At 66.0% G+C, this 24,063-nt stretch carries 22 protein-coding genes; 21 read left to right on the top strand and 1 reads right to left on the bottom strand.

Annotated features, from left to right (window positions below):
- Window positions 1-89 precede the first annotated feature (89 nt).
- Genes FFS18_RS01470 through FFS18_RS01455 form a run of 4 tightly spaced genes read left to right on the top strand, consistent with a single transcriptional unit; the run spans window position 90 to window position 3,241 of the window.
- Complete coding sequence (locus FFS18_RS01470; RefSeq protein WP_137869466.1) at window positions 90-917, top strand: LD-carboxypeptidase; 828 nt, start codon at window positions 90-92, stop codon at window positions 915-917.
- A 45-nt stretch (window positions 918-962) separates the two neighbouring features.
- Window positions 963-1,901, top strand: coding sequence for an ACP S-malonyltransferase (gene fabD, locus FFS18_RS01465; RefSeq protein ID WP_137869465.1), 939 nt, complete (start codon window positions 963-965; stop codon window positions 1,899-1,901).
- A 25-nt stretch (window positions 1,902-1,926) separates the two neighbouring features.
- On the top strand, window positions 1,927-2,667 hold the full coding sequence (fabG, locus tag FFS18_RS01460) for a 3-oxoacyl-[acyl-carrier-protein] reductase (protein WP_137869464.1): 741 nt from the start codon (window positions 1,927-1,929) through the stop codon (window positions 2,665-2,667).
- Window positions 2,668-2,701: 34 nt separating this feature from the next.
- Entirely contained in the window at window positions 2,702-3,241 is a 540-nt protein-coding gene (locus FFS18_RS01455) for a hypothetical protein (RefSeq protein ID WP_137869463.1), read from the top strand.
- A gap of 39 nt (window positions 3,242-3,280) precedes the next feature.
- Here the strand turns inward: FFS18_RS01455 and FFS18_RS01450 are convergent, their stop codons facing one another.
- A complete protein-coding gene (locus FFS18_RS01450; RefSeq protein WP_137869462.1) occupies window positions 3,281-5,404 on the bottom strand; it encodes a TonB-dependent receptor in 2,124 nt (707 codons plus the stop codon).
- Between the two features lie 193 nt (window positions 5,405-5,597).
- Between FFS18_RS01450 and FFS18_RS01445 the strand changes: the two genes are divergently transcribed.
- From FFS18_RS01445 to FFS18_RS01360, 17 genes are all read left to right on the top strand, one after another.
- Window positions 5,598-6,578, top strand: coding sequence for a cysteine synthase A (locus tag FFS18_RS01445; protein ID WP_120216825.1), 981 nt, complete (start codon window positions 5,598-5,600; stop codon window positions 6,576-6,578).
- Window positions 6,575-6,961: a hypothetical protein gene (locus FFS18_RS01440; protein ID WP_137869461.1), complete on the top strand. Its 387-nt coding sequence runs from the start codon at window positions 6,575-6,577 to the stop codon at window positions 6,959-6,961. Before FFS18_RS01445 ends, FFS18_RS01440 begins: the two co-directional genes overlap by 4 nt.
- Window positions 6,958-8,121, top strand: a complete 1,164-nt coding sequence (locus FFS18_RS01435) for a Gldg family protein (protein ID WP_249340245.1) — start codon at window positions 6,958-6,960, stop codon at window positions 8,119-8,121. Before FFS18_RS01440 ends, FFS18_RS01435 begins: the two co-directional genes overlap by 4 nt.
- A 275-nt stretch (window positions 8,122-8,396) precedes the next feature.
- Complete coding sequence (locus FFS18_RS01430) at window positions 8,397-8,897, top strand: division/cell wall cluster transcriptional repressor MraZ (protein ID WP_120216823.1); 501 nt, start codon at window positions 8,397-8,399, stop codon at window positions 8,895-8,897.
- Window positions 8,894-9,886, top strand: a complete 993-nt coding sequence (rsmH, locus tag FFS18_RS01425) for a 16S rRNA (cytosine(1402)-N(4))-methyltransferase RsmH (RefSeq protein ID WP_137869460.1) — start codon at window positions 8,894-8,896, stop codon at window positions 9,884-9,886. Before FFS18_RS01430 ends, rsmH begins: the two co-directional genes overlap by 4 nt.
- Window positions 9,886-10,473: a hypothetical protein gene (locus FFS18_RS01420; protein WP_137869459.1), complete on the top strand. Its 588-nt coding sequence runs from the start codon at window positions 9,886-9,888 to the stop codon at window positions 10,471-10,473. The genes rsmH and FFS18_RS01420 overlap by 1 nt, the downstream gene beginning before the upstream one ends.
- A complete protein-coding gene (locus FFS18_RS01415) occupies window positions 10,470-12,164 on the top strand; it encodes a peptidoglycan D,D-transpeptidase FtsI family protein (RefSeq protein WP_137869458.1) in 1,695 nt (564 codons plus the stop codon). Before FFS18_RS01420 ends, FFS18_RS01415 begins: the two co-directional genes overlap by 4 nt.
- Window positions 12,164-13,603: a UDP-N-acetylmuramoyl-L-alanyl-D-glutamate--2,6-diaminopimelate ligase gene (locus FFS18_RS01410; protein WP_137869457.1), complete on the top strand. Its 1,440-nt coding sequence runs from the start codon at window positions 12,164-12,166 to the stop codon at window positions 13,601-13,603. The genes FFS18_RS01415 and FFS18_RS01410 overlap by 1 nt, the downstream gene beginning before the upstream one ends.
- Entirely contained in the window at window positions 13,600-14,976 is a 1,377-nt protein-coding gene (locus FFS18_RS01405; RefSeq protein WP_137869456.1) for a UDP-N-acetylmuramoyl-tripeptide--D-alanyl-D-alanine ligase, read from the top strand. The genes FFS18_RS01410 and FFS18_RS01405 overlap by 4 nt, the downstream gene beginning before the upstream one ends.
- Window positions 14,976-16,046, top strand: coding sequence for a phospho-N-acetylmuramoyl-pentapeptide-transferase (mraY, locus tag FFS18_RS01400; protein WP_137869455.1), 1,071 nt, complete (start codon window positions 14,976-14,978; stop codon window positions 16,044-16,046). The genes FFS18_RS01405 and mraY overlap by 1 nt, the downstream gene beginning before the upstream one ends.
- On the top strand, window positions 16,043-17,347 hold the full coding sequence (gene murD / locus FFS18_RS01395; RefSeq protein WP_137869454.1) for a UDP-N-acetylmuramoyl-L-alanine--D-glutamate ligase: 1,305 nt from the start codon (window positions 16,043-16,045) through the stop codon (window positions 17,345-17,347). Before mraY ends, murD begins: the two co-directional genes overlap by 4 nt.
- The gene (locus FFS18_RS01390; protein WP_171005180.1) at window positions 17,344-18,582 is read left to right on the top strand and encodes an FtsW/RodA/SpoVE family cell cycle protein; all 1,239 of its coding nucleotides are present in this window, start codon (window positions 17,344-17,346) and stop codon (window positions 18,580-18,582) included. The genes murD and FFS18_RS01390 overlap by 4 nt, the downstream gene beginning before the upstream one ends.
- On the top strand, window positions 18,579-19,763 hold the full coding sequence (gene murG, locus FFS18_RS01385; protein ID WP_137869453.1) for an undecaprenyldiphospho-muramoylpentapeptide beta-N-acetylglucosaminyltransferase: 1,185 nt from the start codon (window positions 18,579-18,581) through the stop codon (window positions 19,761-19,763). Before FFS18_RS01390 ends, murG begins: the two co-directional genes overlap by 4 nt.
- Window positions 19,763-21,196 (top strand): UDP-N-acetylmuramate--L-alanine ligase, encoded by a 1,434-nt coding sequence (gene murC / locus FFS18_RS01380; RefSeq protein WP_137869452.1) that lies wholly within the window; start codon window positions 19,763-19,765, stop codon window positions 21,194-21,196. The genes murG and murC overlap by 1 nt, the downstream gene beginning before the upstream one ends.
- Window positions 21,197-21,311: 115 nt before the next feature.
- Window positions 21,312-22,211, top strand: a complete 900-nt coding sequence (gene murB, locus FFS18_RS01370; RefSeq protein ID WP_137869451.1) for a UDP-N-acetylmuramate dehydrogenase — start codon at window positions 21,312-21,314, stop codon at window positions 22,209-22,211.
- Complete coding sequence (locus tag FFS18_RS01365) at window positions 22,208-23,131, top strand: D-alanine--D-alanine ligase (RefSeq protein WP_137869450.1); 924 nt, start codon at window positions 22,208-22,210, stop codon at window positions 23,129-23,131. Before murB ends, FFS18_RS01365 begins: the two co-directional genes overlap by 4 nt.
- Complete coding sequence (locus tag FFS18_RS01360; RefSeq protein WP_137869449.1) at window positions 23,128-24,060, top strand: cell division protein FtsQ/DivIB; 933 nt, start codon at window positions 23,128-23,130, stop codon at window positions 24,058-24,060. Before FFS18_RS01365 ends, FFS18_RS01360 begins: the two co-directional genes overlap by 4 nt.
- The last annotated feature ends 3 nt before the right edge of the window (window positions 24,061-24,063 follow it).

Here is a 24,063-nt window from a genome sequence, read left to right as displayed (position 1 = left end):
GCGAAGTCGAGACACCCATGGGGATGGCGTAAGGCCGATGGGCATCTCGACTTCGCTCGATGCGAACGGTTTGAGGGGAAGTTTGGTCCATGCGTATCGGGATTGTTGCACCCTCGACCCCCATCCTGCCCGACGATGCCGAGGCGGTGCGTGCGCTCGCCAGCCTCGGCTACCCCGACGTCGAGCTTGAGTTCGATCCGCAATGTTTCGCGACGCACGGCCATTTCGCGGGCGAGGACGGACATCGTTTCGCGGCGCTGGTCGAAATGGCGAACCGCCCGGACATCGACGCCCTGTGGTTTGCGCGCGGCGGCTATGGCGCGTGCCGGATCGCCGAAGACGCGGTTGCGGCGATGACTGACATCGCAAGGGCCAAGGCCTTCCTAGGCTATTCGGATCAGGGTAACCTGCTTGCCTGCCTCTATCGCGACGGTTTCGACCATGTCGCGCACGGCCCGATGGTCGCCGATATCCGGCGCGAGGGCGGTGATGCGGCGGTGCTGCGCGCGCTCGACTGGCTGGTCGCGCGCGATCCGGGCGCGTGCGAGAGCGGGCTCGAACATGGCGCGCGCCATGCGGCGTTCAACCTGATGACGCTGTCGATGCTGCTCGGCACCCCGCTCGAGCCCGATCTGGCGGGGCATGTCCTGCTCGTCGAGGAAGTCAGCGAATATCTCTACGCGTTCGACCGCGCCTTTTTCCACGTCGCAACCTGTCTCGGCCCGCGCGGGCTTGCCGGCATCCGGCTGGGGCGCGTCAGCGACGTCCGCGAAAATGACCGGCCGTTCGGGCTGGAGGCCGAGGAGATCGCGCAGGGCTGGTGCGCGCGATGCAACATTCCCTATCTTGGCCGCGCCGACATCGGCCACGATGCAGCGAACAAGGTCGTACCCTTCGGCTTGCATCGCGCGGGGTGAGGGAATAGGCGCGGCCCAATCAAAGAACAGGCTAGGGGACGCAACATGCGCGCATTCATCTTTCCGGGTCAGGGCAGCCAGTCGGTCGGCATGGGCAAGGCGCTCGCCGATGCGTCACCCGCGGCGCGCGAGGTGTTTCAGGAGGTCGACGACGCGTTGGGGCAGAAGCTGTTCCAGCTGATGACCGAAGGTCCGGAGGATCAGCTCACCCTTACCGAAAATGCGCAGCCTGCGATCATGGCAAATGCGATCGCGACGCTGCGCGTGCTCGAAAAGGAAGGCGGCGTGATGCTCGCCGCCAAGGCCGACTATGTCGCGGGCCACAGCCTCGGTGAATATAGCGCGCTGTGCGCCGCGGGTGCGTTCGACCTCGCGACGACGGCGCGGCTTCTCAAGACCCGCGGGCAGGCGATGCAGGCCGCGGTGCCGGTCGGCATCGGTGCGATGGCGGCGCTGCTCGGCGCCGACATCGACACCGCGCAGAAGCTTGCCGATGCAGCGGCGGAGGGCGAGGTCTGCACTGTCGCCAACGATAACGACCCGTCGCAGGTCGTGATTTCGGGCCACAAGGGCGCGGTCGAACGCGCGGTCGCGCTGGTCAAGGATTTTGGCATCAAGCGCGGCGTACTGCTCCCCGTCTCGGCGCCCTTCCACTGCCCGCTGATGCAACCCGCGGCCGACGCGATGGCCGAAGCGCTCGGCACAAACCCGCCCGCCGCGCCGCTGATCCCCGTCGTCGCCAATGTCACCGCGAGCCCGGTCGGCGACGCCGACAGCATTCGCGACCTGCTGGTACAACAGGTCACCGGCCGCGTCCGCTGGCGCGAAAGTGTCGCGTCGATGGAAGACATTGGCGTGATGCACTTTGTCGAATTCGGCGGCAAGGTCCTGTCGCCGATGGTGAAGCGCAGCGCGAGCGGTGAGGTCGAGACGATCAGCGTGATTTCGATGGACGACATCGAAGCGCTGCTCAAGTCGCTCTAAGGATCAGATTTCAGGAGAATTGCAGATGTTCGATCTCACCGGCATGACTGCCCTCGTCACCGGCGCCAGCGGCGGCATCGGTTCGGCCATCGCGCAGGCGCTCGCGGCGCAGGGCGCGCGGCTCGCGGTGTCGGGTTCCAATGCCGACAAGCTCAATGCGTTTCGCGATACGCTCGGCGGCGATCATGTCGCTTTGCCGTGCAATCTCGGCGACGCCGCCGCGGTCGATGCGCTCGTGCCGTCGGCGGTTGAGGCGCTCGGCCAGCTCGACATCCTCGTCAACAACGCCGGGGTTACGCGCGACAATCTAATCATGCGGATGAAGGATGAGGAGTGGCTGGATGTCATCCGCATCAATCTGGAAGCCAATTTCCGTCTCGCGCGCGCCGCCGCCAAGCCGATGATGAAGGCGCGCTTTGGTCGCATCATCTCGATTACCAGCGTCGTCGGCGCGACGGGGAATCCGGGGCAGGCCAATTATGCGGCGTCGAAGGCGGGGGTCACCGGTATGACCAAGGCGCTGGCGCACGAACTGGCGAGCCGCGGGGTGACCGCAAACTGCGTCGCGCCGGGCTTTATCGCGACAGCGATGACCGACGATTTGCCGGAGGCGCAAAAGGAAGCGCTCAATCAGCGCATCCCGGCCGGGCGGATGGGGGAGGGCAGCGATATCGCCGCGGCGGTCGTCTATCTGTCGTCGAAAGAGGCCGGATATGTCACTGGCCAGACATTGCATGTAAATGGCGGGATGGCCATGCTGTCGTGATGGTTCGCGATGCGACGTTGAAGGGAATTTGCGCATGCTGAAGGGTTTGATTGCGGGCGCCGCGCTGGCGATGGCGGCGCTGCCCGCCGCGGCCACGGCGCAGGAAGGTGAAAAATTCGATTGCGTAGTGACCTCGGTCGCCGCCGATACCAAGGCGTCGATCGGCGCCGCGATGGCGGGTGCGGGCGACGATGCCGCGCGCGACGCGCTGTTTCAGCAACTGTCGACCGTTACCGACGGGTGCGTCGCGAAGCATGGCATCGCCGAAGCCCAAAGGGCGGCCTATTTCGATTACAGCCTCGCGCGCATTTCGCGCGAGTGGCTGGTCGGCGATATCGCCAAGCTCAACCTGTCATCGGCGATCGTCGACAAGGCGCTCGACTTTGGCCCGACAGGCGCCAATCCCGATCTGTCGAGCGACATGTCCGAGGACCAGATCATGGCGATCGTTCAGGCCTACATCGACAGCGGCGTCGACATCGAAAAGGTGGACAATGCGGTGTGGGAAAAGGTCGGGGCTTATGCTGCGGCGACCTCGATCTACTGGAACAAGCGCAAGCAATTGCCGTTTTGACACCATCGTCACCCCCGCGCAGGCGGGGGCGACGATATCTCAGAAGCTCGCCCGTGCCGTAATCCGGAAATCGCGGCCCGCGAGCGGCACATAATCCTTGGTAAAGCTGGCGTGGCGGCGCGCTTCGACGTCGAAGATATTGTTTGCCGCCAGCGACAGCGTCAGGTTTTTGGTGTCGGGCAGCGGCCGCCAGCTGATCGAGGCGTTGACCAGGGTGAAGCCCTTGGTCGCGGTTTCGAACGGCGCGATGCGGGTCTGATCGTCGGTCCACTCGACCTCGGCGCGCGCGTCAATGCGCTCGCCCTGCGCTTCCAGCCCGCCCAGCACGCGCATCGCGGGGATGCGGGGGACATGATCGCCGCCCTTGATCTTGGCGCGGGTCATGTCGGCGACGACGTCGCCGACGATGTTGAAGCCGCCGATCTGCGCCAGCCGGGCGCTTGCTTCGGCCTCAAGGCCCCAGACGCGCGCGTCACGCTGAAAATATTGGAAGACTGGCAGTTCGTCTTCTTCCTCGCCGGTGGCTTCGGAATAGATGAAATTGTCGAACCAGTTGGAATAGCCGGTGAGGCTGAGGCTGAACGCGTCGGTCTTGACCTTGAACGACGCTTCGGCGCCCCAGCTCGCTTCGCGCTTCAGGTCGACATTGCCGACCTCGAACGCCTGCGTGGCGATGTGCGGGCCGTTGGAGAAAAGTTCCTCTGCCGAGGGCGCGCGGACGGCACGGGCCACGGACAGACCGATCTTGGCGCTGTCGCTGATGTCGTAATTTGCGCCGAGCGCGCCTGAAAAAGTGTCGAAACTGCGCGATATGCCCAGCGACGGCGCACGGACATCGGTCGTTTCATAGCGCGCCGCGGCCTCGACGCCGAGCGAGCCCAGCGTCCATTCCTGAAGCGTGAACAGTGCGAACTGGTCGGTCAGGTTGCGCGGGACGAACGCTTCGGCGCCGATCGCGTTGAAATCGCGGTGGCTGTACTGGATGCCGCTGGCGCCGCGCCAGCCGCCACGATCATTCTGCGCCAGTTCGAGCCGACCTTCGATCCCCTGGTTGGTAAAGACGGTGCCGACTTCGTCGCCTTCGAATTCGGTATGTTCGTAATCGGCGAAACCGGCGCGAATGCGCAGCTTGTCGAAGAAGCCATCTCCCATTTCGACCTCACCGCGCAGGTCGGCGCGCCATTGTTTCAGGCCGATCGTCACCGGACCTTCGCCATGGTCATGGCCTTCCTCTTCTTCGCCTTCTTCGCCGCCATGGTCGTGGGCGGTGTTCGGGCGCGAGGGGACGCCATAATTGCTATCGTAATAGCTGACCGAAATCCCCAGCTGTCCGCCGTCGTTGATCAGCGACAGGCCGCCCGCCGCGGTCCAAGTCTCGCTGGCGGTGTTCGGGATATTGCCGCGCCGGTTGGCGTCGGCGGTCAGTTCGGCGGCTTCGTCCAGATGACCTTCTTCGACCTCATGTTCCGCAAGATGGAGCAGGTCGTCGCGGATGCCGGGCGCATAGACAAAGCCGCCCGAGCGCGCATCGCCGGTCTTGCGCCAGCTGCCGTCCAGATGCGCGACGATCTGCGGGGTCAGCGCGACGTCGATCGAGCTACCGATGTTGCGGTCGTTGGCGGCGGTCGCATAGCCGCCGATCGCATCGATATGGACGTGGTCGGCCGGCACCTTGCGCGGGATGCGGCGGTCGAAAAGATTGACCGCGCCGCCGATCGCCTGGCTGCCGAACAGCAGCACGGCGGGTCCGCGCAGGATTTCGATGCGCTCGACGGTGAGCGGATCGATGGTGACGGCGTGGTCGGCGGAGGTGTTCGACACGTCGATCGACCCGATGCCGTCGGTCAGGACGCGGACGCGCTCACCCGAAAAACCGCGCAGCACCGGACGCGAGGCGCCGGGAGCAAAGCTGGTGGCCGACACGCCAGCCTGGCGGGTCAGCGTGTCGCCGATCTGGCCGCGGATGTCGCGTGCCAGCTCGTCGCCCTCGAGCACCGAGACATTACCGAGGATGTCGAGGCTGCGGACATAGGGTGCGGTGACGATGATCGGGTCGCCGGTGTGCACATCGTCGTCGCTGCCCGCAGCGGCACGGTCCTGCGCCAAGGCGGGGGCGGCGAGGAAGACGGCAAGCGAAAAACCGGCGGAGCAAAGCAAACGCATGGGGGAAAGTCCTATTCTGAAACGATCTGTGCGGGCTCCAGTAATGATATACTGTCACAGTGGCAACCCCCGGTCGTCGCGCATGCGTGGTCGTTTGTCGGAAGCGGGCGCCCGTTTATCGACAAAGGCCGATCATGGCGGCGCCAAGCGAAGCTGTCTTGCGAGGCCGGGGGCGCGGCCCTAGATCAGGGGCATGACTATAGCTGCAAACAGCCTCGACCTGATCGGCAACACCCCGCTGGTGCTGCTGAAGGGGCCGAGCGAAGCCACGGGCTGCGAGATCTGGGGCAAGTGCGAATATGCCAACCCCGGCGGTTCGGTGAAGGACCGCGCCGCGCTGTATATCGTTCGCGACGCCGAAGCGAACGGCAGCCTGCGTCCCGGCGGCACGATCGTCGAGGGGACTGCGGGGAACACCGGCATCGGGCTGGCGCTGGTCGGCAACGCGCTGGGGTACAAGACCATCATCGTCATGCCCGACAACCAGAGCGCCGAGAAGATGGCGACGATCCGCGCGCTCGGTGCCGAGCTGGTGCTCGTCCCGCCCGCGCCCTTCGCCAATCCCGGCCATTTTGTCCACACCTCGCGCCGGATCGCCGAGGAAACCGACAATGCGATCTGGGCCAACCAATTCGACAATATCGCCAACCGCAAATCGCATGTGATGGGGACGGCGGAGGAAATCTGGGCGCAGATGGACGGCCGCATCGACGGCTTTACCTGCGCCGCGGGAACCGGCGGCACGATCGCGGGGACCGGGCTGGGGCTGAAGGCCAAGAACAGCGATATCGTCATTGCATTGACGGATCCGCATGGCGCGGGCCTCTACAATTATTACCAGTGCGGCGAGTTAAAGGCCGAAGGCAGCAGCGTTGCCGAGGGGATCGGTCAGAACCGCATCACCGCGAACCTCGACGGGGCGCCGATCGACACCCAGTTTCGCATTTCGGATACCGAAGGGTTGAAGGTCGTACGGCAGTTGCTCGACGAGGAAGGGCTGTGCCTGGGGCTGTCGTCGGGGATCAATGTCGCCGGGGCGATGGCGCTCGCGCGGCAGTTGGGGCCCGGCAAACGGATCGCAACCATCCTGTGCGACAGCGGGTTCCGCTATTTGTCGACGCTCTACAACCCCGAATGGCTGGCGAGCAAAGGTCTGACGGAGGCGGCAGCATGAACCAGATCCGCACCGACAAACAGGCGGTACCGCCGCCGGTGGTGCCCGCGCCGGTCAACGACACGATGCGACGGTTGCAGATCGGCATTGCTGGCGTGCTCACCGTGCTGCTGCTCGTCGGCATGGCCGGGCTGATCGGCGATCGTGCGCGCGAAAATGTCGAGAGCGACGCTGCGGCCTCCGCCGACGTGAAGATGCCGGGCGAAGAAAAAGGCAGCGGCGCGCCGCTCGAAGAATTGGGGGTCCAGCCGGTATCGCCTTCGACGAAGGACGAAAATGCCGCGACCGAGATCAAGGTGCCGCAGGCGGCGCCGTCGCCAGCCACCGTCCCCGACCTGGAACCCGACCCCGAATTGCAGCGCGCGCGCAAATCCGCCCCGTGACGATCGGGACGCGCCGTTCGGTGGCGCGCACTATCTCGATCGCTGCCTTGACGCTGTTGCTGGCGTGGATCGTCGGCGGGCAGGCGCTGCTCGGCCGGATCGACCCCGCGCTTGCGCTGCCGATACTGGCTTTGGCGATGCTGCTCCTCGCGGTCTGGCAGCGCGGCGAGGAAACCGCGTCGCGGCGGTTCAACGCATTGGCCGTGCTTGCCCTGTTGCTCGGGGCGCAAGCGCTGCTCGGGGTCGCTTTGGCGGGTTCGGCGGGCTGGCTGCAACTGGCGCTGGTCGGTGTATCGGGCGCCGTCGCGGCATGGGTTGCCGATCGGCTGATGCAACGGCGTTGGCGGGTGCGATGGCTGCCGTGGTTCGCCGGACTGGTGCTGGTCACCGGCTGGTTCGCGGCCGGACATATGTTGCTCGCGGCACTTTACCGGCCCGCGTTGGCCGCGGCTGGCACCCCGGCGGCGACGATGCTCACCGGACTGCCGCTGCGCTGGTCGGGTAGCGGCGATATCGCCGCGATCATTTCGTCCGGCGCCGAGGATGATCCGGCACTGGTTCGGCTGGAGGCGTTGGGGCCGGTGGCGCTGGTCGACAGCCTGGTCGAACAGGTGTCGCCGCCCGGCGGAACGCTGCTGATCGCGCACCCACGCGCGCTAGCGCCGCAGGAACTGGTCGCGATCGACGCTTTTGTCCGGGGTGGCGGCAAGGCCGTGCTGCTGGCCGACGCGCTGTCGGGCTGGCCTGCGCGCCATCCGCTCGGCGATCCGCGCAATCCGCCGGTCACCAGCCTGCTGACCCCGCTGCTCGACCATTGGGGGGTGGCGCTCGGGTCGGCGCCAACGGACGATAATGCCGTGTCGGCGATCGCAATCGATGGAGCGTGGCTGCGCCTGTCGAGCGCCGGGGCGTTCGAGCGGTTGCCGCCGCGGTGCCGCATATTCGCCGATCGCCGCGTTGCACGATGCCCGATCGGTGCGGGCGAGGCCTGGCTCGTGGGCGATGCCGATCTGCTGTTTGCCCCGCTGTGGTCGCCGTTGGTGCCGGGTGCGCATCATCTGCGGCGAGCCGACACCATCGAATGGTTGGCGGCACGGCTTTGGCCGGGCGCCGGAGTCGCGCCGCTGCAGCCGCTGTGGATTCGCGCGCGCGCCAACTGAGGCGTCTTTTTCGACCAGATTTTGCTCCGAAAAGGCTGCGGTTTGCGGTCCGCCGATCAGTGTCGACCGCGTTTTGACCATGGAATCGGGCATTTTGCGGCAAATAGGGAGTAGATTCCCTATTTTGCCCCAAATTACCCCTTTTCACCCCGATCTATAGTTGATAGTCAGGAATCGGAGAGGGGCAATCTCCACCGACACCGAACCAACTGGAATCATGCGATTTCGGGGCCAGGGAATTATTGCCCGGTGGCGCATAGGGGGAGGGCAGAGCGATGGCGATTGTGACGCCCGGCCAATATGCAGGCACCAGCTTCGCCGCGATCGATGGCAAGGGACGCATCGCCGTCCCCTCACAGTTCCGCAACAATGTGCCCCTTACTGCGGACGGCCAGCGCGTGCTTTGGGTCGGTTTCCATGAAAAGCTGCCCTGCCTCGTCGCCTATGGTCACGATCAATATGACCGGTTGAACAGCGAGATCGAGCGTGATCGCGACACCGCGCGCGCGCGCAACCTCGATTTCGACGAAGACGCCGAGTTCAAGAAGCGTTTCAGCTATACCGAGGCCTATGCACTCGACGACAGCGGTCGGTTCCTGCCCGGCTTTACCCACCGCGACCGCGTTGGCGATGTCGGTGCGACCGCCTTTGTCGGATCGGGTCGTCGTTTCGAAATCTGGTGGCTGCCGACGCTCGTAGAATGCGCTGACGCTGATCCGGTGTTGCAGCGGCTTGCCGCGGCGTGGGACGCGACGAAAGGGAAGGGGCGCAAATGAGCGATCTTTCCGCCGCGCTGCCCCGCGATCCGCGCCATGACCCGGTCCTGCGCGACGAAGTCGTTGCCGCACTCGCGATCACGCCGGGCGAGCGTCACGTCGACGCAACCTTTGGAGCGGGCGGCTACACCCGCGCGATGCTCGCCGCGGGCGCCGATGTCGTCGCTTGCGACCGCGATCCCGATGCGATTGCCGAAGGGCAGGCGCTGGTCGGGGAGGCCAATGGCCGGCTGACCTTGATCCACGGCCGCTTCGGCGAGATCGACCGGCTGCTGGCCGAGCGCGGAATCGATACCGTCGACGGCATCACCTTCGACATCGGCGTGTCGTCGATGCAGCTTGACCGCGATGAGCGCGGCTTTTCCTTCCAGAAGGACGGCCCGCTCGACATGCGCATGGCGCAGGAGGGCGAAAGCGCCGCCGACTGGCTGAACCGCGCCGATGAAACCGAAATCGCCGACGTGCTGTTCCATTATGGCGACGAGCGTCAGTCGCGCCGCGTCGCGCGCGCGATCGTTGCCGCGCGGCCGCTGACGCGCACCGCCGAACTGGCGTCAGTGGTCCGCAAGGCGCTGCGCCATCCGCCCGGTGCGCCCAAGGATCCTTCGACCAAAAGCTTTCAGGCGATCCGCATCCACATCAATTCCGAACTCGACGAGTTGGTCGCGGGGCTGGCCGCCGCCGAACGGTTGCTCCGCCCGGGCGGCCGGTTGGCGGTGGTCAGCTTTCACAGCACCGAAGACCGCATCGTGAAGAATTTTCTGCGCGAACGGAGCGGAAGCGATGCCGCCGGTTCGCGTCACCGGCCCGCGCCGCTCCCTCTGGCGCGGGCCGCCACTTTCGAAACGCCGGCGCGCAAAGTGCGGCCGAGCAAGGCCGAAGAGGCGCGCAACCCGCGCGCGCGTTCGGCCACGCTGCGTAGCGCGGTGCGGACGGCAGCCCCGGCCTGGCCGGGTCAATCCAATATGAAGGAGGCGATCTCATGCTGATGGCGGCGCGCAAACTTCAAGGGATCGGACTGGTCCTGCTGGTGCTGATCTGTGCGATGATGCTCTATCCGGTGTCGCTCAAGGTCGCGGCGACGCGCAGCGAATTGACGCGGATCGAAAAGGAGATCGAGCGCAGCCGCGACAATATCCGCTACCTGGAATCCGAGCTCGCGGTGCGCGCCTCCATGCGCCAGCTGGAGCAGTGGAACGCTGACACCTTTGGCTATTCGGCCCCGGGTGCGGGGCAATATCTGGAGAGCGAGCGCCAGCTGGCGTCGCTTGACCGCCTGCCGCGCGCGCGCGGCGCCAACGAGGTTGCGCCGGTGCTGATGGCGATGGTTTCGCCGGTTGCCGTGCCCGCCGCGCCCCAGGCAAGCCCGGTCGCAGCAAAGCCCGCTGCGGCAAAGCCAGTCGTGCTGGCGCAGGCCGAAACAGGCATTCGCAGCGACACCGCGCCGCGCATGGCGCCGACGCGCCGCCGCGAACAGCTCAAGATGATCGAGGACCAGTTGCTTGCCGAATCGACGCTCGCGGATCTGAAGCGTGCCGCCGCCGCCGAAGCCGCAGGAGGGAAGCCGACCCGATGAACACGCTGGTCGTCCGTCCGACCCGGGTGCGTACCGCTGGGGTGCGGCAACAGATTTTGCTGACCGCGCAGCAGCGCCTGATGATCCTGATGCTGCTGTTCATGGCGGCATTTTTTCTGGTGTCGATGCGGCTCTTGTATTTTGCGATGTTCGACACATCGTCGCGCAACGGTTCGGCATCGACCGCCTTCCTTCCGGCGCGCGCTGACATTGTCGATCGCAACGGCATCCCGCTGGCGCGGACGATCGACGGCTATTCGATCCGCGTCGTTCCGGAAAAGCTGCTCAACAATCGGCAATATCTGGCCGACGAACTGCACAAGATATTCCCCGACATGTCGCGCGCCGAGCTGTTGGCCAAGGTGAGCGGGCCGCGCCCGACCTATATCCGCCGCCGCGCGCTGCCCGATCAAGTGGCGGCGGTAAACGCGATCGGCGACGTTGGCTTCGACTTCCCGCGCGAGAAAGAGCGGCTGTATCCGCAGCTCAGCCTCGCCGCGCACGTGCTGGGCTTCACCGATGCGGCGGGACATGGCGTCACCGGCGCCGAGGGGGCGTTCGACAGCCGCCTGATCGACAAGGCTACCCGCGGCGAGCCGCTGGCGCTGTCGATCGATGCGCGCGTGCAGGGTGTGCTCGAAAGCGAACTGGGCTCGGCGGTCGCCAATCTCGAAGCGATCGGCGGCGCCGGCATCATCCTCGACGTCCACACCGGCGAAATCGCCGCCATGACGTCGCTGCCGACCTATAATCCCAACAAGCTGGCGCCGGACAATATGGCGGCGCGGCGCAACGCGGTGACTCATAATCTGTACGAGCTCGGCTCGACCTTCAAACCGCTGACGGTGGCGGCCGCGATCGATGCGGGCACGGTGACCAGTATGGCGCGCCGCTATGACGCGACCGCGCCGCTGGCGATCGCGGGCTTTCGCATCCGCGACAGCCATCCCTCGAACCGCTGGCTGAACGTCCCCGAAACGCTGATCCACAGCTCGAACATCACTACCGCGCGGATTGCCGACGAACTGGGCCGCGAGAATATGGAGGCGATGTTCCGCAAGCTCGATTTCAACACGCGGCCCAAGATTGACCTGAAGGAACGTGCCTTTCCGCTGTGGCCGAAGGATTGGGGCCGATTGACCACGATGACCACCGGCTATGGCCATGGCATCGCGGTGACCCCGCTGCACCTCGCCAGCGCCTATGCCGCGTTGGTCAACGGCGGCATCTATCGCCCCGCGACGATCACCAAACTGGGCGATCAGGCGCCGCCGAAGGGCCGCCGCGTGTTCAAGGCCGCGACCAGCGCCCGGATGCGCCAGCTGCTCCGCCTGATCGTGTCGGACGGTACCGGCAAAAAGGCTGAAGCCCCGGGCTTCCGTGTCGGCGGCAAGACCGGCAGCGCCGAAAAGCCCGGCGCCGGTGGCTATCGCCGCAGCTCGGTCGTCGCGACCTTTGCCGCGGCTTTCCCGATGGATAATCCGCGCTATGTCGTGCTGGTGATGATCGACGAGCCCAAGGGCAACGCCTATAGCTCGGGTCAGCGCACCGCGGGCTGGACCGCGGCTCCGGTAGTCAGCAAGGTCGTGATGCGCGCCGGACCGATGCTCGGCGTATTCCCCGACGAAAGCCGCGACGTCGATGTCTCCGAGCTTACCCCGCTGCTGTGGAGAAATGGGGAAGACGAATAATGCGCCTGTCCGCGCTGACGGGGGATCAAGGGGGTGCGGGCACCGACCCGGTCGTCACCGGCCTCGCCATCGATCATCGCAAAGTGGCGCCAGGGACAGTCTTTGGCGCCTTTGTCGGCGAAAAATTCAACGGTGAGGATTTCATTCCCGCGGCGATCGAGGCCGGGGCGGTGGCGGTCGTCGCGCGGCCTGAGGCGCACGTCGAAGGCGCAGTGCATATTGCCGAAGCCAATCCGCGCCGGGCTTTCGCGCATATTGCGGCGCGATTCTTTCACCGCTTTCCGGCGACTTGCGTCGCGGTGACGGGGACCAACGGTAAGACCTCGACGGTCGAAATGACGCGCCAGCTGTGGCGGATGGCAGGGTTCAACGCGGCGTCGATCGGCACGCTGGGGATCACGACATCGCTCGACAGCGCGTCGACCGGGCTGACGACGCCCGACATCGTCACCTTCCTCAGCAATATGTCGGGGCTGGCGGTCGAGGGGGTCGGCCATGCGGCGTTCGAGGCCTCGAGCCACGGGCTTGACCAATATCGCACCGAAGGATTGCCGGTAAAGGCGGCGGCGTTCACCAATCTCAGCCACGATCATCTCGACTATCATGGCACGATGGAGGCGTATCTCGCGGCCAAGCTACGGCTGTTCACCGAGGTGGTCGAACAGGATGGTACAGCCGTCGTTTGGAGCGACGATGGCTATTCGGCCGCCGTCATTGATGCAGTGCGCGCGCGCGGCGTTCGCCTGCTGACGGTCGGGGCGCAGGGCGAGGCTCTGCGTCTGATCTCGCGTGAACCGACCCAGCTCGGCCAGACGCTTGTCATCGCGGCGGGTGATGTGACCCACAAGGTCGATCTGCCACTGATCGGCGCCTATCAGGTCGCCAATGCGCTGGTGGCGGCGGGTCTGGTCATCGCGACCGGCGGCGATGTCGCGCAGACACTGGGTAATCTGGCGCGGCTGCAGCCGGTGCGCGGGCGGCTCGAGCGCGCGGCGATCACCAAGGCGGGCGCGCCGGTCTATGTCGATTATGCGCATACCCCCGACGCGATCGCGGCGGCGCTCGACGCGCTGCGTCCGCATGCACGCGGGCGGCTGATCCTTGTGTTCGGCGCCGGCGGCGACCGCGATCAGGCGAAGCGCCCCGAGATGGGGAAGGTCGCGGCGGCCAAGGCCGACGTGCTGATCATCACCGACGATAATCCGCGCGGCGAGGATCCGGCGGCCATCCGCGCCGCAATTGCTGCGGGCGCACCGCGCGCGCAGGTCATCGGCGATCGCCGCGCCGCCATTGCTGCCGCGATTGCCGAAGCGCGCGCCGACGACATCGTCTGCATCGCGGGCAAGGGGCATGAGCAGGGGCAGATCGTCGGCGCGGGCGCCGACATGCGCGTCATCCCTTTCGACGACGTTGCCGTCGCGCGCGAGTGCGCGGCATGAACCCGCTGTGGACCGCCCGCGCCATCGCCGCCGCGACCGGCGGCGAAGCGAGCGCCGATTTCACCGTGCATGGCGTCGCCTTTGATTCGCGCGAGGTTACGACCGGCGACCTCTTCGTCGCGATGCGCGGCGAGGCGACCGACGGGCACAAGTTTATCGATAAGGCGATTGCTGCGGGCGCCGCCGGGATCATCTGCGAAACCGCCATCGACCAACCGCATGTCCGCGTTGCTGACAGCGCCGCGGCGCTGAATGCGCTCGGCACCGCGGCGCGTGCGCGCAGCCACGGCCGGGTCATCGGCGTGACGGGGTCGGCAGGCAAGACGGGGACGAAGGAAGCGTTGTTCGCGGCGCTCGACCGTTTCCGCCCCGGTAAGGCGCATCGCTCGGTCAAAAGCTATAACAACCATGTCGGCGTGCCACTCAGCCTCGCGCGCATGCCCTCGACCGCCGATTTCGGGGTGTTCGAAATGGGGATGAACCATGCAGGCGAGCTCGCCGAGCTGACCCGCATGGTCCGCCCGCACGTCGCCATCGTGACGACCATCGCCCCGGCGCATATGGAGTTTTTCGGCAGCGAAGAGGCGATCGCCGATGCCAAGGGCGAGATTTTCGAAGGGCTGGAGCCCGGCGGTACCGCGATCGTCCCCTTCGACAGCCCGCATTATGCCCGGCTGCGCGCCAAGGCCGAACAACATGCCGCGCATGTGATCAGCTTCGGCCTCGGCGCCGACGCCGATGTGCGCGCGGTCGACTGGTTGCCCGACGGCCAGGGTGGGTCGCTCGTCACCGCGCAGGTGCAGGATTCGCTGCTCTGCTACACGATCGCGCAGGCGGGGGTGCATTGGGTGTCCAATTCGCTCGCGGTGCTGGCGGCGGTGAAGGCGGTCGGCGGCGACCTGCCCGCGGCGGGGCTGGCTTTTGCCGAAATGGCCGGGCTCGCGGGCCGCGGCGCGCGTCACCGGGTGCCGCTGGGCGGCGGGCATATCCTGCTGATCGACGAAAGCTATAACGCCAACCCCGCCTCAATGGCCGCAACGATCGGCCAGCTGGGCAGCGAATCCGGCGACCGCAAAGTCGCGATTCTCGGCGCGATGAAGGAGCTCGGGCCGGACGGCGAAGCTTATCACGCCGGGCTCGCGGCTCCGCTCGTCGCAGCCGGGGTGCAATTCGCCCTGCTTGTCGGCGAAGAGATGGCGCCGCTCGCCAAAGCGCTTGAGGGCCGCATCGATTTCGAGCATGTGGCCGCCCACTCTGACGCAGCGGCACGGCTGGGCGACGTGATCCACCCCGGCGACACCGTGCTGGTCAAGGGGTCGAACAGCGTCGGCTTGTCGCATCTGGTGACGGCGCTGACCAACGGGGACTGTTGATGTTATATTGGCTGGCGGAATGGCTGGGCTTTCCGGGGGTATTGAACCTCATTCGCTATCTGAGCTTCCGCTCGGGCGCTGCGGTTGCGACCGCATTGATCATTGGCCTGTGGATCGGGCCGCGCTTCATCCTGATGCTGCGGATGCGGCAAGGCAAAGGACAGCCGATCCGCGAGGACGGGCCGCAAAGCCACCTTGCCAAAAAGGGCACGCCGACGATGGGCGGGCTGATGATCCTGATCTCGCTGATGATCTCGGCGCTCTTGTGGATGGACCTGTCGAACCGCTTCGTCTGGGCGTGCATTTTCGTGACCGGCGGGTTCGCGGCGGTCGGTTTCCTCGACGATCTCGACAAGGTCACCAAGGCCAGCCACCGCGGCATTCCGGGTCGCGTCCGCCTGCTGATCGAGTTCCTGATCGCCGGGGTCGCGGTGTTCCTGATCGTGTCGCGCACCGGTACCGACCTGTATCTGCCGTTTTTCAGCGGCGTCGTGCTCGAACTCGGGCCGCTCTATTATGTCTTTGCGATGGTGCTGATCGTTGGCTTCGGCAATGCGGTGAACCTGACCGATGGGCTCGACGGCCTCGCGACCTTCCCGGTGATCATCGCCAGCCTGACCTTCCTCGTCATTGTCTATTTGTCGGGCAATGTGAAATTCGCCGAATATCTAGGCATTCCGCATGTTTCGGGCGCCGGCGAGTTGGCGGTGTTCGCCGCCGCGATCATCGGGGCGTGCCTCGCCTTCCTGTGGTTCAACGCGCCGCCTGCTGCGGTGTTCATGGGCGACACCGGCAGCCTCGCGCTCGGCGGCGCGCTGGCGACGATCGCGGTGACGGCGCAGCATGAGCTGGTCCTCGTCCTGGTCGGCGGATTGTTCGTGGTCGAGGCCTTGTCGGTGATCATCCAGGTGTTCTGGTACAAGCGCACCGGCAAGCGAGTGTTTCGCATGGCGCCGATCCACCATCATTTCGAGCAGATGGGCTGGCCCGAATCGACTGTCGTCATCCGGTTCTGGATCGTTTCGATCGTTCTGGCGCTCGCGGGGCTCGCGACCTTGAAACTGCGGTGATCACCTCGCGCGCCTTTGCCGGTCGCCGCTATGCGGTGCTGGGGCTGGCGCGCTCGGGGCTCGCGACGGTCGCGGCGCTGGTTGCCAGCGGCGCGGGGGTCACCGCGTGGGACGAGCGCGAGGAAGCGCGCGACGATGCGATGGCGCTGGGCGCCGACATCGGCAATCCGCTGGATATTGACCTCATTGGCTTTGCCGGCGTCGTCGTGTCGCCCGGCGTGCCGCTAAATCGCCACCCGATCGCCGCGCACGCGCGCGAGGCGCATGTGCCGGTGATCGGCGATGTTGAGCTTTTTGCCGAAGCGCGCGGCGAATTGCCGCCGCACAAGGTCGTTGGCATCACCGGAACGAACGGCAAATCGACCGTCACGGCGCTGATCCACCATATGCTGGAAAGCGCCGGGGTACCGTCGCTGATGGGCGGCAATATCGGGCTGCCGATCCTGTCGCGCGATCCGCTGGAGGAAGGCGGCGTCTATGTGCTCGAACTGTCGAGCTACCAGATCGACCTCTCGCATAGCCTGGCCTGCGACGTCGCGGTGCTGACGAATCTCAGCCCCGACCATCTCGACCGCTATGACGGGTTTACCGGCTATGCCGCGTCCAAGGCACGGCTGTTTTCGCTCCAGCATCAGGGTCAGGTAGCGATCGTCGCGGTCGACGACGATCCGTCGAAGATGATTGCGGGGCGGATCAATCACCGACTGCACCGCGTGTCGGGCAAGGACATCGACCCGGTCGACCAGGCGCGCTGGCCCGCGCTGCAAGGCCCGCACAACGCGCAGAACGCCGTCTGCGCGATCGCGGTGTGCCGGGTGCTGGGGCTGAATGACGAGCAGGTCGAACGCGGCCTCGCGACCTACCGGTCGCTGCCGCATCGGATGGAATTTGTCGGCGAAGTCGCAGACGTCCGCTGGTTCAATGACAGCAAGGCGACCAACGCGGCTTCCGCTGCACCGGCGCTGGCGGCATTCCCGCCGGCGCCGGACCAGCGTCTGCACTGGATTGCCGGGGGGCAGGCCAAGGGCGACGGGCTGGCTGCGTGCCGTCCGTGGTTCGGGCATGTGAAGCAGGCCTATCTGATCGGCGACGCGATGGAATCTTTCGCTGCCGAAATCGGCGATGCGATCCCGGTCGATCGGTCCGCCGATATGGCGACCGCGGTCGCGCGCGCCGCGGCGGCGGCGCGGCCCGGCGACATCGTGCTGCTGTCGCCGGCCTGCGCCTCGTTCGACCAGTTCAAGGATTATGAGCAGCGCGGCGATGTTTTTCGCGGACTTGTCGCGGCGCTTGGGGCATGAGCGGGGGAATGGACAATATGGACGCCACCACCGAAAGGCCGGTGATTGCGACGACGCGCACCGTCAAGCGCCGCGGCCCGCGCCTCAGCCGCGCCGACCGCACCCCGCTGGGGCTGTGGTTCTGGGAAATCGACCGCGTCCTGCTCTTGCTAGTGTCGATGCTCGTCGCGATCGGATTGGTCGCGGTCGCCGCGGCGTCCCCCGTGGCGGCACAGAAACTATCGACCAACACGGCCTCGCTCGATCCGCTTTATTATTTCTATCGCCAGCTGATGTGGGTGATCGTCGGGGTGCCGGTGATGCTCGCGGTATCAATGTTGCCTAAAGCGCAGGCGCGGCGCTTTGCGATCTATGGCACGATCACCTTCCTGATCCTGCTGTTTCTCGTCCCGCTGCTCGGCACCACGGTCAACGGCGCGCAGCGCTGGATCGGCGGCGGTATCTTCCGGTTGCAGCCGTCGGAGTTTCTCAAGCCCTTCTTTGCGGTGTCGCTCGCATGGATCCTGTCGCTGCGCCTGCATGATCAGAGCCTGCCGGTCGTGCCGCTCAGTTTTGTGCTGACCGGGGTGATTGCGGTGCTGCTGATGGGGCAGCCCGATCTGGGGCAGACCGTGATCTTCGCCGCCACTTGGCTCGTCCTGGTGCTCGTGGCCGGGCTGTCGATGCGGATCATGGGGATGCTCGCCGCAACCAGCGTGGTCGGCATCATTCTAGCCTATTTCTTCTATCCGGTGGCGCAGCAGCGCATCAACATCTGGCTGTTCGCCGAGGGCGACAGCTTTCAGGTCGACAAGGCGCATGCGACGCTGACCGCGGGCGGACTGATCGGGACGGGCCCCGGGGCGGGCCTCGCGAAATTCCAGCTGCCCGAGGCACACACCGACTATATTTTCTCGGTCATCGGCGAAGAGTTCGGGATGATCGCGTGCATCGCAATCGCGATCCTGTATCTCGCGATCATCGTCCGCGTTCTCGTGCGTCTGCTCGATGAGGAGGACAGCTTCCTGATCCTTGCGGTCGCGGGATTGATCGCGCAGTTCGGCGGCCAGGCGACGATCAACATGGCGGTGAACACCCAGCTGTTCCCGTCGAAGGGCATGACGCTGCCGTTCATCAGCTATGGCGGGTCGTCCTTCATCGCTTTGTCGATCGGCATGGGTTTGCTCTTGTCGCTGACCCGGCGAAACCCCTATGCGGCGCGGGTGTCGATGACCCGCAACTGGAACAAGAAATGAGTGCAACTCGCCACTATCTGCTCGCTGCTGGCGGCACCGGGGGGCATATGCTCCCCGCTTATGCGCTGGCGGGCGAACTGATCGCGCGCGGGCATCGCGTCGCGCTGGTCAGCGACGACCGCGGCCTGCGTATTCCGGGCGCGCCTGCCGAGATGGAAACGCATGTCCTCCCCGCCGGGCGCGTCCATGGTGGCCCCATCGGCTGGATCAAGGCGGCGCTCGCGATCCGCAAAGGGCGGCGGATGGCGATCGACCTGATCCGCGACTTCGATCCCGCGGTCGTCGTCGGGTTCGGCGGCTATCCCTCGCTGCCCAGCCTGCTCGCGGCGGGCGCGACAAAGCGGCCGCGCGTGCTGCACGAACAAAATGCCGTGCTGGGGCGGGTCAACCGGATGATGGCGCCGCGTGTCGATGCCGTGGCGGTCGCCTATCACAATATCCAGCGCTACCCGGCGGGGCATGAGCTCAAAAAGCATATCACCGGCAATCCCGTGCGTGACGAGATCATTGCGATCCGTGAAGAAGGCTTCCCGCCGCTGAGCGAGGACGGCATTTTCCGCCTGCTCGTCGTCGGCGGCAGCCTGGGCGCGACGGTGCTGAGCGATGTCGTTCCCGCCGCGATCGCGATGCTGCCGCGCGCGCTGCTCGACCGGTTGCAGGTTGTCCAGCAATGCCGCGAGGCCGATCTGGAGGAAGTGCGCGGCAAATATGCGGCGATGGGCGTCGCCGCCGAATGCGCGACCTATATCGCGGACTTTCCCGACCGGCTCCGCTGGGCGCATCTGGTGATCGCGCGCGCCGGGGCGTCGACGGTGGCCGAACTGGCCTGCGCCGGGCGGCCCGCGATCTTCGTTCCCTATCCGCACGCGATGGACAATCACCAGACCTATAATGTCGTCGACATGGTCGAGGCGGGCGGCGCGCGCTCGATCCCGCAGCCGCAATTCACCGCCAGCGAACTCGCCAAGCAGATCCAGCGCATGGCGCTCGAGCCCGGTGCGCTCGAAAATGCCGCGGCGCGCGCCGCGAGCTGCGGCTTGCCAGACGCCACGCGCGACCTTGCCGATCTCGTCGAATCGTTGGCCGCCCCGCCGATGATGGATGTCATCCGCGTCGGCGCCCCGTCGGGCCAGCGCGCCGCAGCGACCGGCATGGCGTCGGCGCGCATGGGAGGCGAATGATGCGCGGCGTTGCGACCGACATCGGCACCATCCACTTCATCGGCATCGGCGGCATCGGCATGTCGGGCATCGCCGAAGTCATGCACAACCTCGGCTATCAGGTGCAGGGCAGCGACATCGCCGAAAGCTATGTCATCGAAGGCCTGCGCAAACGCGGCATCAAGGTCGCGATCGGTCATGACGCCGCGAATGTCGACGGCGTCGCGGTGGTCGTCACCTCGACCGCGGTCAAGCGCGGCAATCCTGAGGTCGAGGCGGCGCTGGCGCAGCGCATCCCGCTGGTCCGCCGCGCCGAAATGCTGGCCGAACTGATGCGGCTGAAATCGACCGTCGCCATCGCGGGCACCCACGGCAAGACGACGACGACCAGCCTCGTCGCGGCGCTGCTCGATGCGGGTGGCATTGACCCGACCGTGATCAATGGCGGCATCATCAACAATTATGGCTCGAACGCGCGGCTGGGCGCATCGGACTGGATGGTGGTCGAGGCCGACGAGAGCGACGGCAGCTTCCTGCGCCTCGACGGCACGATCGCGGTCGTCACCAACATCGACCCCGAACATCTCGACCATTATGGCAGCTTCGACGCGATCAAGGACGCCTTCGTCGAGTTTATCGAGAATGTGCCTTTTTATGGCGCTGCGATGCTCTGCCTCGATCATCCCGAGGTACAGGCGATCATCCCGCGCATCCGCGACCGGCGGATCGTGACCTATGGCTTTTCGGCGCAGGCCGATGTGCGCGGGACCAATGTGACGCCCGGTCCCGACGGCAATCGTTTCGACGTCGTCGTGCGCGACCGCGACGGGAACAGCCGGACGATCGAGGGCATCCACCTGCCGATGTCGGGGCGCCACAATGTCCAGAACTCGCTCGCCGCAATCGCGGTGGCGTTGCACATGGGGGTCAGCGACGACAAGATCGTGTCGGGCTTCAACGGCTTTGCCGGGGTGAAGCGCCGCTTCACCAAGGTCGGCGAGATTGCGGTCGAGGGCGGTAACGTCACCGTGATCGACGATTACGCCCACCACCCGGTCGAAATCCGCGCGGTGCTGTCGGCGGCGCGCGAAGGCGTTGGCGCAGGGCGCGTCGTCGGCGTGGTCCAGCCGCACCGCTTCACGCGCCTCCGCGACCATATGGACGATTTCCAGCAGGCGTTTAACGACGCCGACATCGTGCTGGCGTTGCCGGTCTATGCGGCGGGCGAAAGCCCGATCGACGGCGTATCGTCGGATGCGCTGGTCGCGGGCCTGCGCGATCGCGGACATCGGCAGGCGAGTGTCGTTGCGGATGCCGGGGCACTGGCTGTGAGCATCGCGGATAGCATCAAGGCGGGCGATCTTGGTGCGGGCGATATGATCATCTGCCTGGGGGCGGGCGACATCACCAAGATGGCGGCCGGGCTGGCGAGCGCGGTGGAGACGGCGGCGTGACTTGCGTCTCCGTTCTCATCTTACCTCCGTTCGTGTCGAGCGAAGTCGAGGCACGCCAGCGCAGCGCCAGGTGTCCCTCGACTTCGCTCGGGACGAACGGGGAAGGGGTGCGGTCGTGAGCGACCTTGCCACCCTCCCGACAGTCCGCGGCAAACTGACCGCCCATGCCCCACTCGCGCCGCTTGTCTGGTTCAAGTCGGGCGGTCCCGCTGATTGGCTTTTCGAACCCAAGGACGCAGACGACCTTACCGATTTCCTGCGCGACCTTGATCCGGCTACGCCTGTCATGGCGCTCGGCCTCGGCTCGAACCTCATCATTCGCGATGGCGGTTTTCCGGGCGTCGTGATCCGGCTCGGCAAAGCCTTTGCCAAGGTTGAAGCCATCGATGCCACGACGCTGCGTTGCGGCGGCGGCGCGTCGGGCATCCTCGTTTCCTCGACGGCGCGCGACGCGGGCATAGCGGGGATGGAATTCCTGCGCTCGATCCCCGGTACCGTCGGCGGCTTCGTGCGGATGAACGGCGGCGCCTATGGCGGCGAGGTGAAAGACATTTTGATCGATGCCGACGTGGTGTTGCGATCGGGTGAGCGCCGCACGCTGGCGCTCGACGATCTGGGATATACCTATCGCCACAGCGAATTGCCCGAGGGCGCGGTGGTGATCGGTGCGACCTTCCGCGGTCGGCCCGGCGAACCCGCCGCCATCCAGACCGAAATGGACCGCATCTCGGCGAGCCGTGAGGCGTCGCAGCCGCTGCGGTCAAAGACCGGCGGCTCGACCTTCAAGAACCCCGTCGGTCACAAGGCGTGGCAGCTGGTCGACGAAGCCGGATGCCGTGGCCTCACGGTCGGCGGCGCGCAGGTCAGCGAGAAGCACACCAATTTCCTGATCAACACCGGCGAAGCGACGAGCGCTGATATCGAGGCGCTCGGCGAGGAGGTCCGCCGCCGGGTGAAGGACAAGAGCGGCGTCGAATTGCAATGGGAAATACAGCGCGTGGGAGTGAAGAAGTGAGCCGCGGCCCCTGGCATGTCGCCGTCCTGATGGGCGGCTGGTCGGCGGAACGCGAAGTGTCGCTGATGAGCGGCAACGGCGTCGCCGACGCGCTCGAATCGCGCGGGCACAGGGTCACGCGGATCGACATGGACCGCGACGTTGCGCTGCGGCTTGCCGAGGCGAAGCCCGATGTCGTGTTCAACGCGCTCCACGGTGTTCCGGGAGAGGACGGCACCGTGCAGGGCATGCTCGACCTGATGGGGCTAAAATACACCCACAGCGGCCTCGTCACCTCGGTAATCGCGATCGACAAGGAATTGACGAAACAGGCGCTGGTGCCGCATGGTATCCCCATGCCGACGGGGACGATGGTCGACAGCGAAAGCTTGTTTTCAGTTGACCCGCTGCCGCGTCCCTATGTCCTCAAGCCCGTCAATGAAGGTTCGTCGGTCGGCGTCGCGATCGTCAAGGACGACAGCAATTACGGCAACCCGATCGCGCGCGATGCGGTGGGGCCGTGGCAGGAGTTCGACCGCCTGCTCGCCGAGCCCTTTATCAAGGGTCGCGAACTGACCGTTGCGGTGCTGGGCGACCGGGCGCTCGCCGTCACCGAACTGCGCGTGAAGTCGGGTTTTTACGATTATGACGCCAAATATACCGACGGCCTCACCGAACATGTGTGCCCCGCCGACGTCCCGGAGGACGTCGCGCAGCGGATGAAGGATCTGGCGCTGCAAGCGCACCGCCTGCTCGGCTGCAAGGGCGCCTCGCGCTCCGATTTTCGCTGGGACGACGAGCATGGGCTTGCGGGCATCTATCTGCTCGAGGTCAACACGCAGCCGGGCATGACGCCGCTCAGCCTTGTTCCCGAACAGGGACGCGCGGTGGGCATGGATTATGCCGAACTGGTCGAACGCATCGTGGGGGAAGCGTTATGAGTAACACGCGGATCAAGCGCGGTGCGGCGCCGCCGCGGCGCCCGGCGCGGGCGCCGAAAAAGCGTCGGAAGGTGCAGACGTCGCGGCTTAACGCCGTGATCAACGCGCTGCCGATCAGCCCGCAGCGATTGCAAAAAATCGCCAACTGGACAATCGGGCTCAGCTTGGTCGCGGTCGCGGGCATCGCGGCGCAGGCGACCGGCGTGACCGCAAAGATCCACGAGGAATATGCGCAGGCGGTCGGCCGCGCCGGGTTCCAGGTCAAGAAGGTCGAAGTCGTCGGTGCCGACCGGATCGACCGGCTGAAGGTCTATGACATCGCGCTGGCGCAAAAAGATCGTTCGATGGCGGCGGTCGATCTGGAAGATGTCCGCGGCGACTTGATGCAATATGGCTGGATCAAGGATGCGCGCGTGTCGCGCCGCCTGCCCGACACGCTCGTCGTCGATATCGTTGAGCGCACGCCGGCGGCGATCTGGCAACATAACAATCGCCTGTCGCTGATCGACGACAAGGGCGTGGTGCTCGAACCGGTGACCGTCGCAACGATGCCCGACCTACCGCTGGTGATCGGACCCAAGGCAAACCAGCGCTCGCAGGATCTCGACCGGCTGCTCGCCGAGGCAAGCAGCCTCAAGGAACTGCTGGCGGGGGCGACGTGGGTCGGCAACCGCCGTTGGGATCTGCGCTTCCGCAGTGGCGAAACGCTATCGCTGCCCGAGGGCGAGGCCGAGGCAAAGGCGGCGCTCGCCAAGTTCGCGCATATGGACGGTGCCAATCGCCTGCTCGGGCGCGGCATCCTGCGCTTTGATATGCGCGACCCCGCGCGGTTCGTCCTGCGGCTGCCGCATGAAGGACAGGTAGCGCCCGCCAAGCTCGACGAAGCGCGCGCTGCGGTTGCCGACGTCGCGGTGGCAGAGAAGGGATAAGCC

Source organism: Sphingopyxis sp. 2PD (genome assembly GCF_005503695.1).
GTDB lineage: Bacteria > Pseudomonadota > Alphaproteobacteria > Sphingomonadales > Sphingomonadaceae > Sphingopyxis.
Note: the sequence above shows the minus strand (reverse complement) of the source record. Positions and strands in the feature narration are given on the sequence as shown.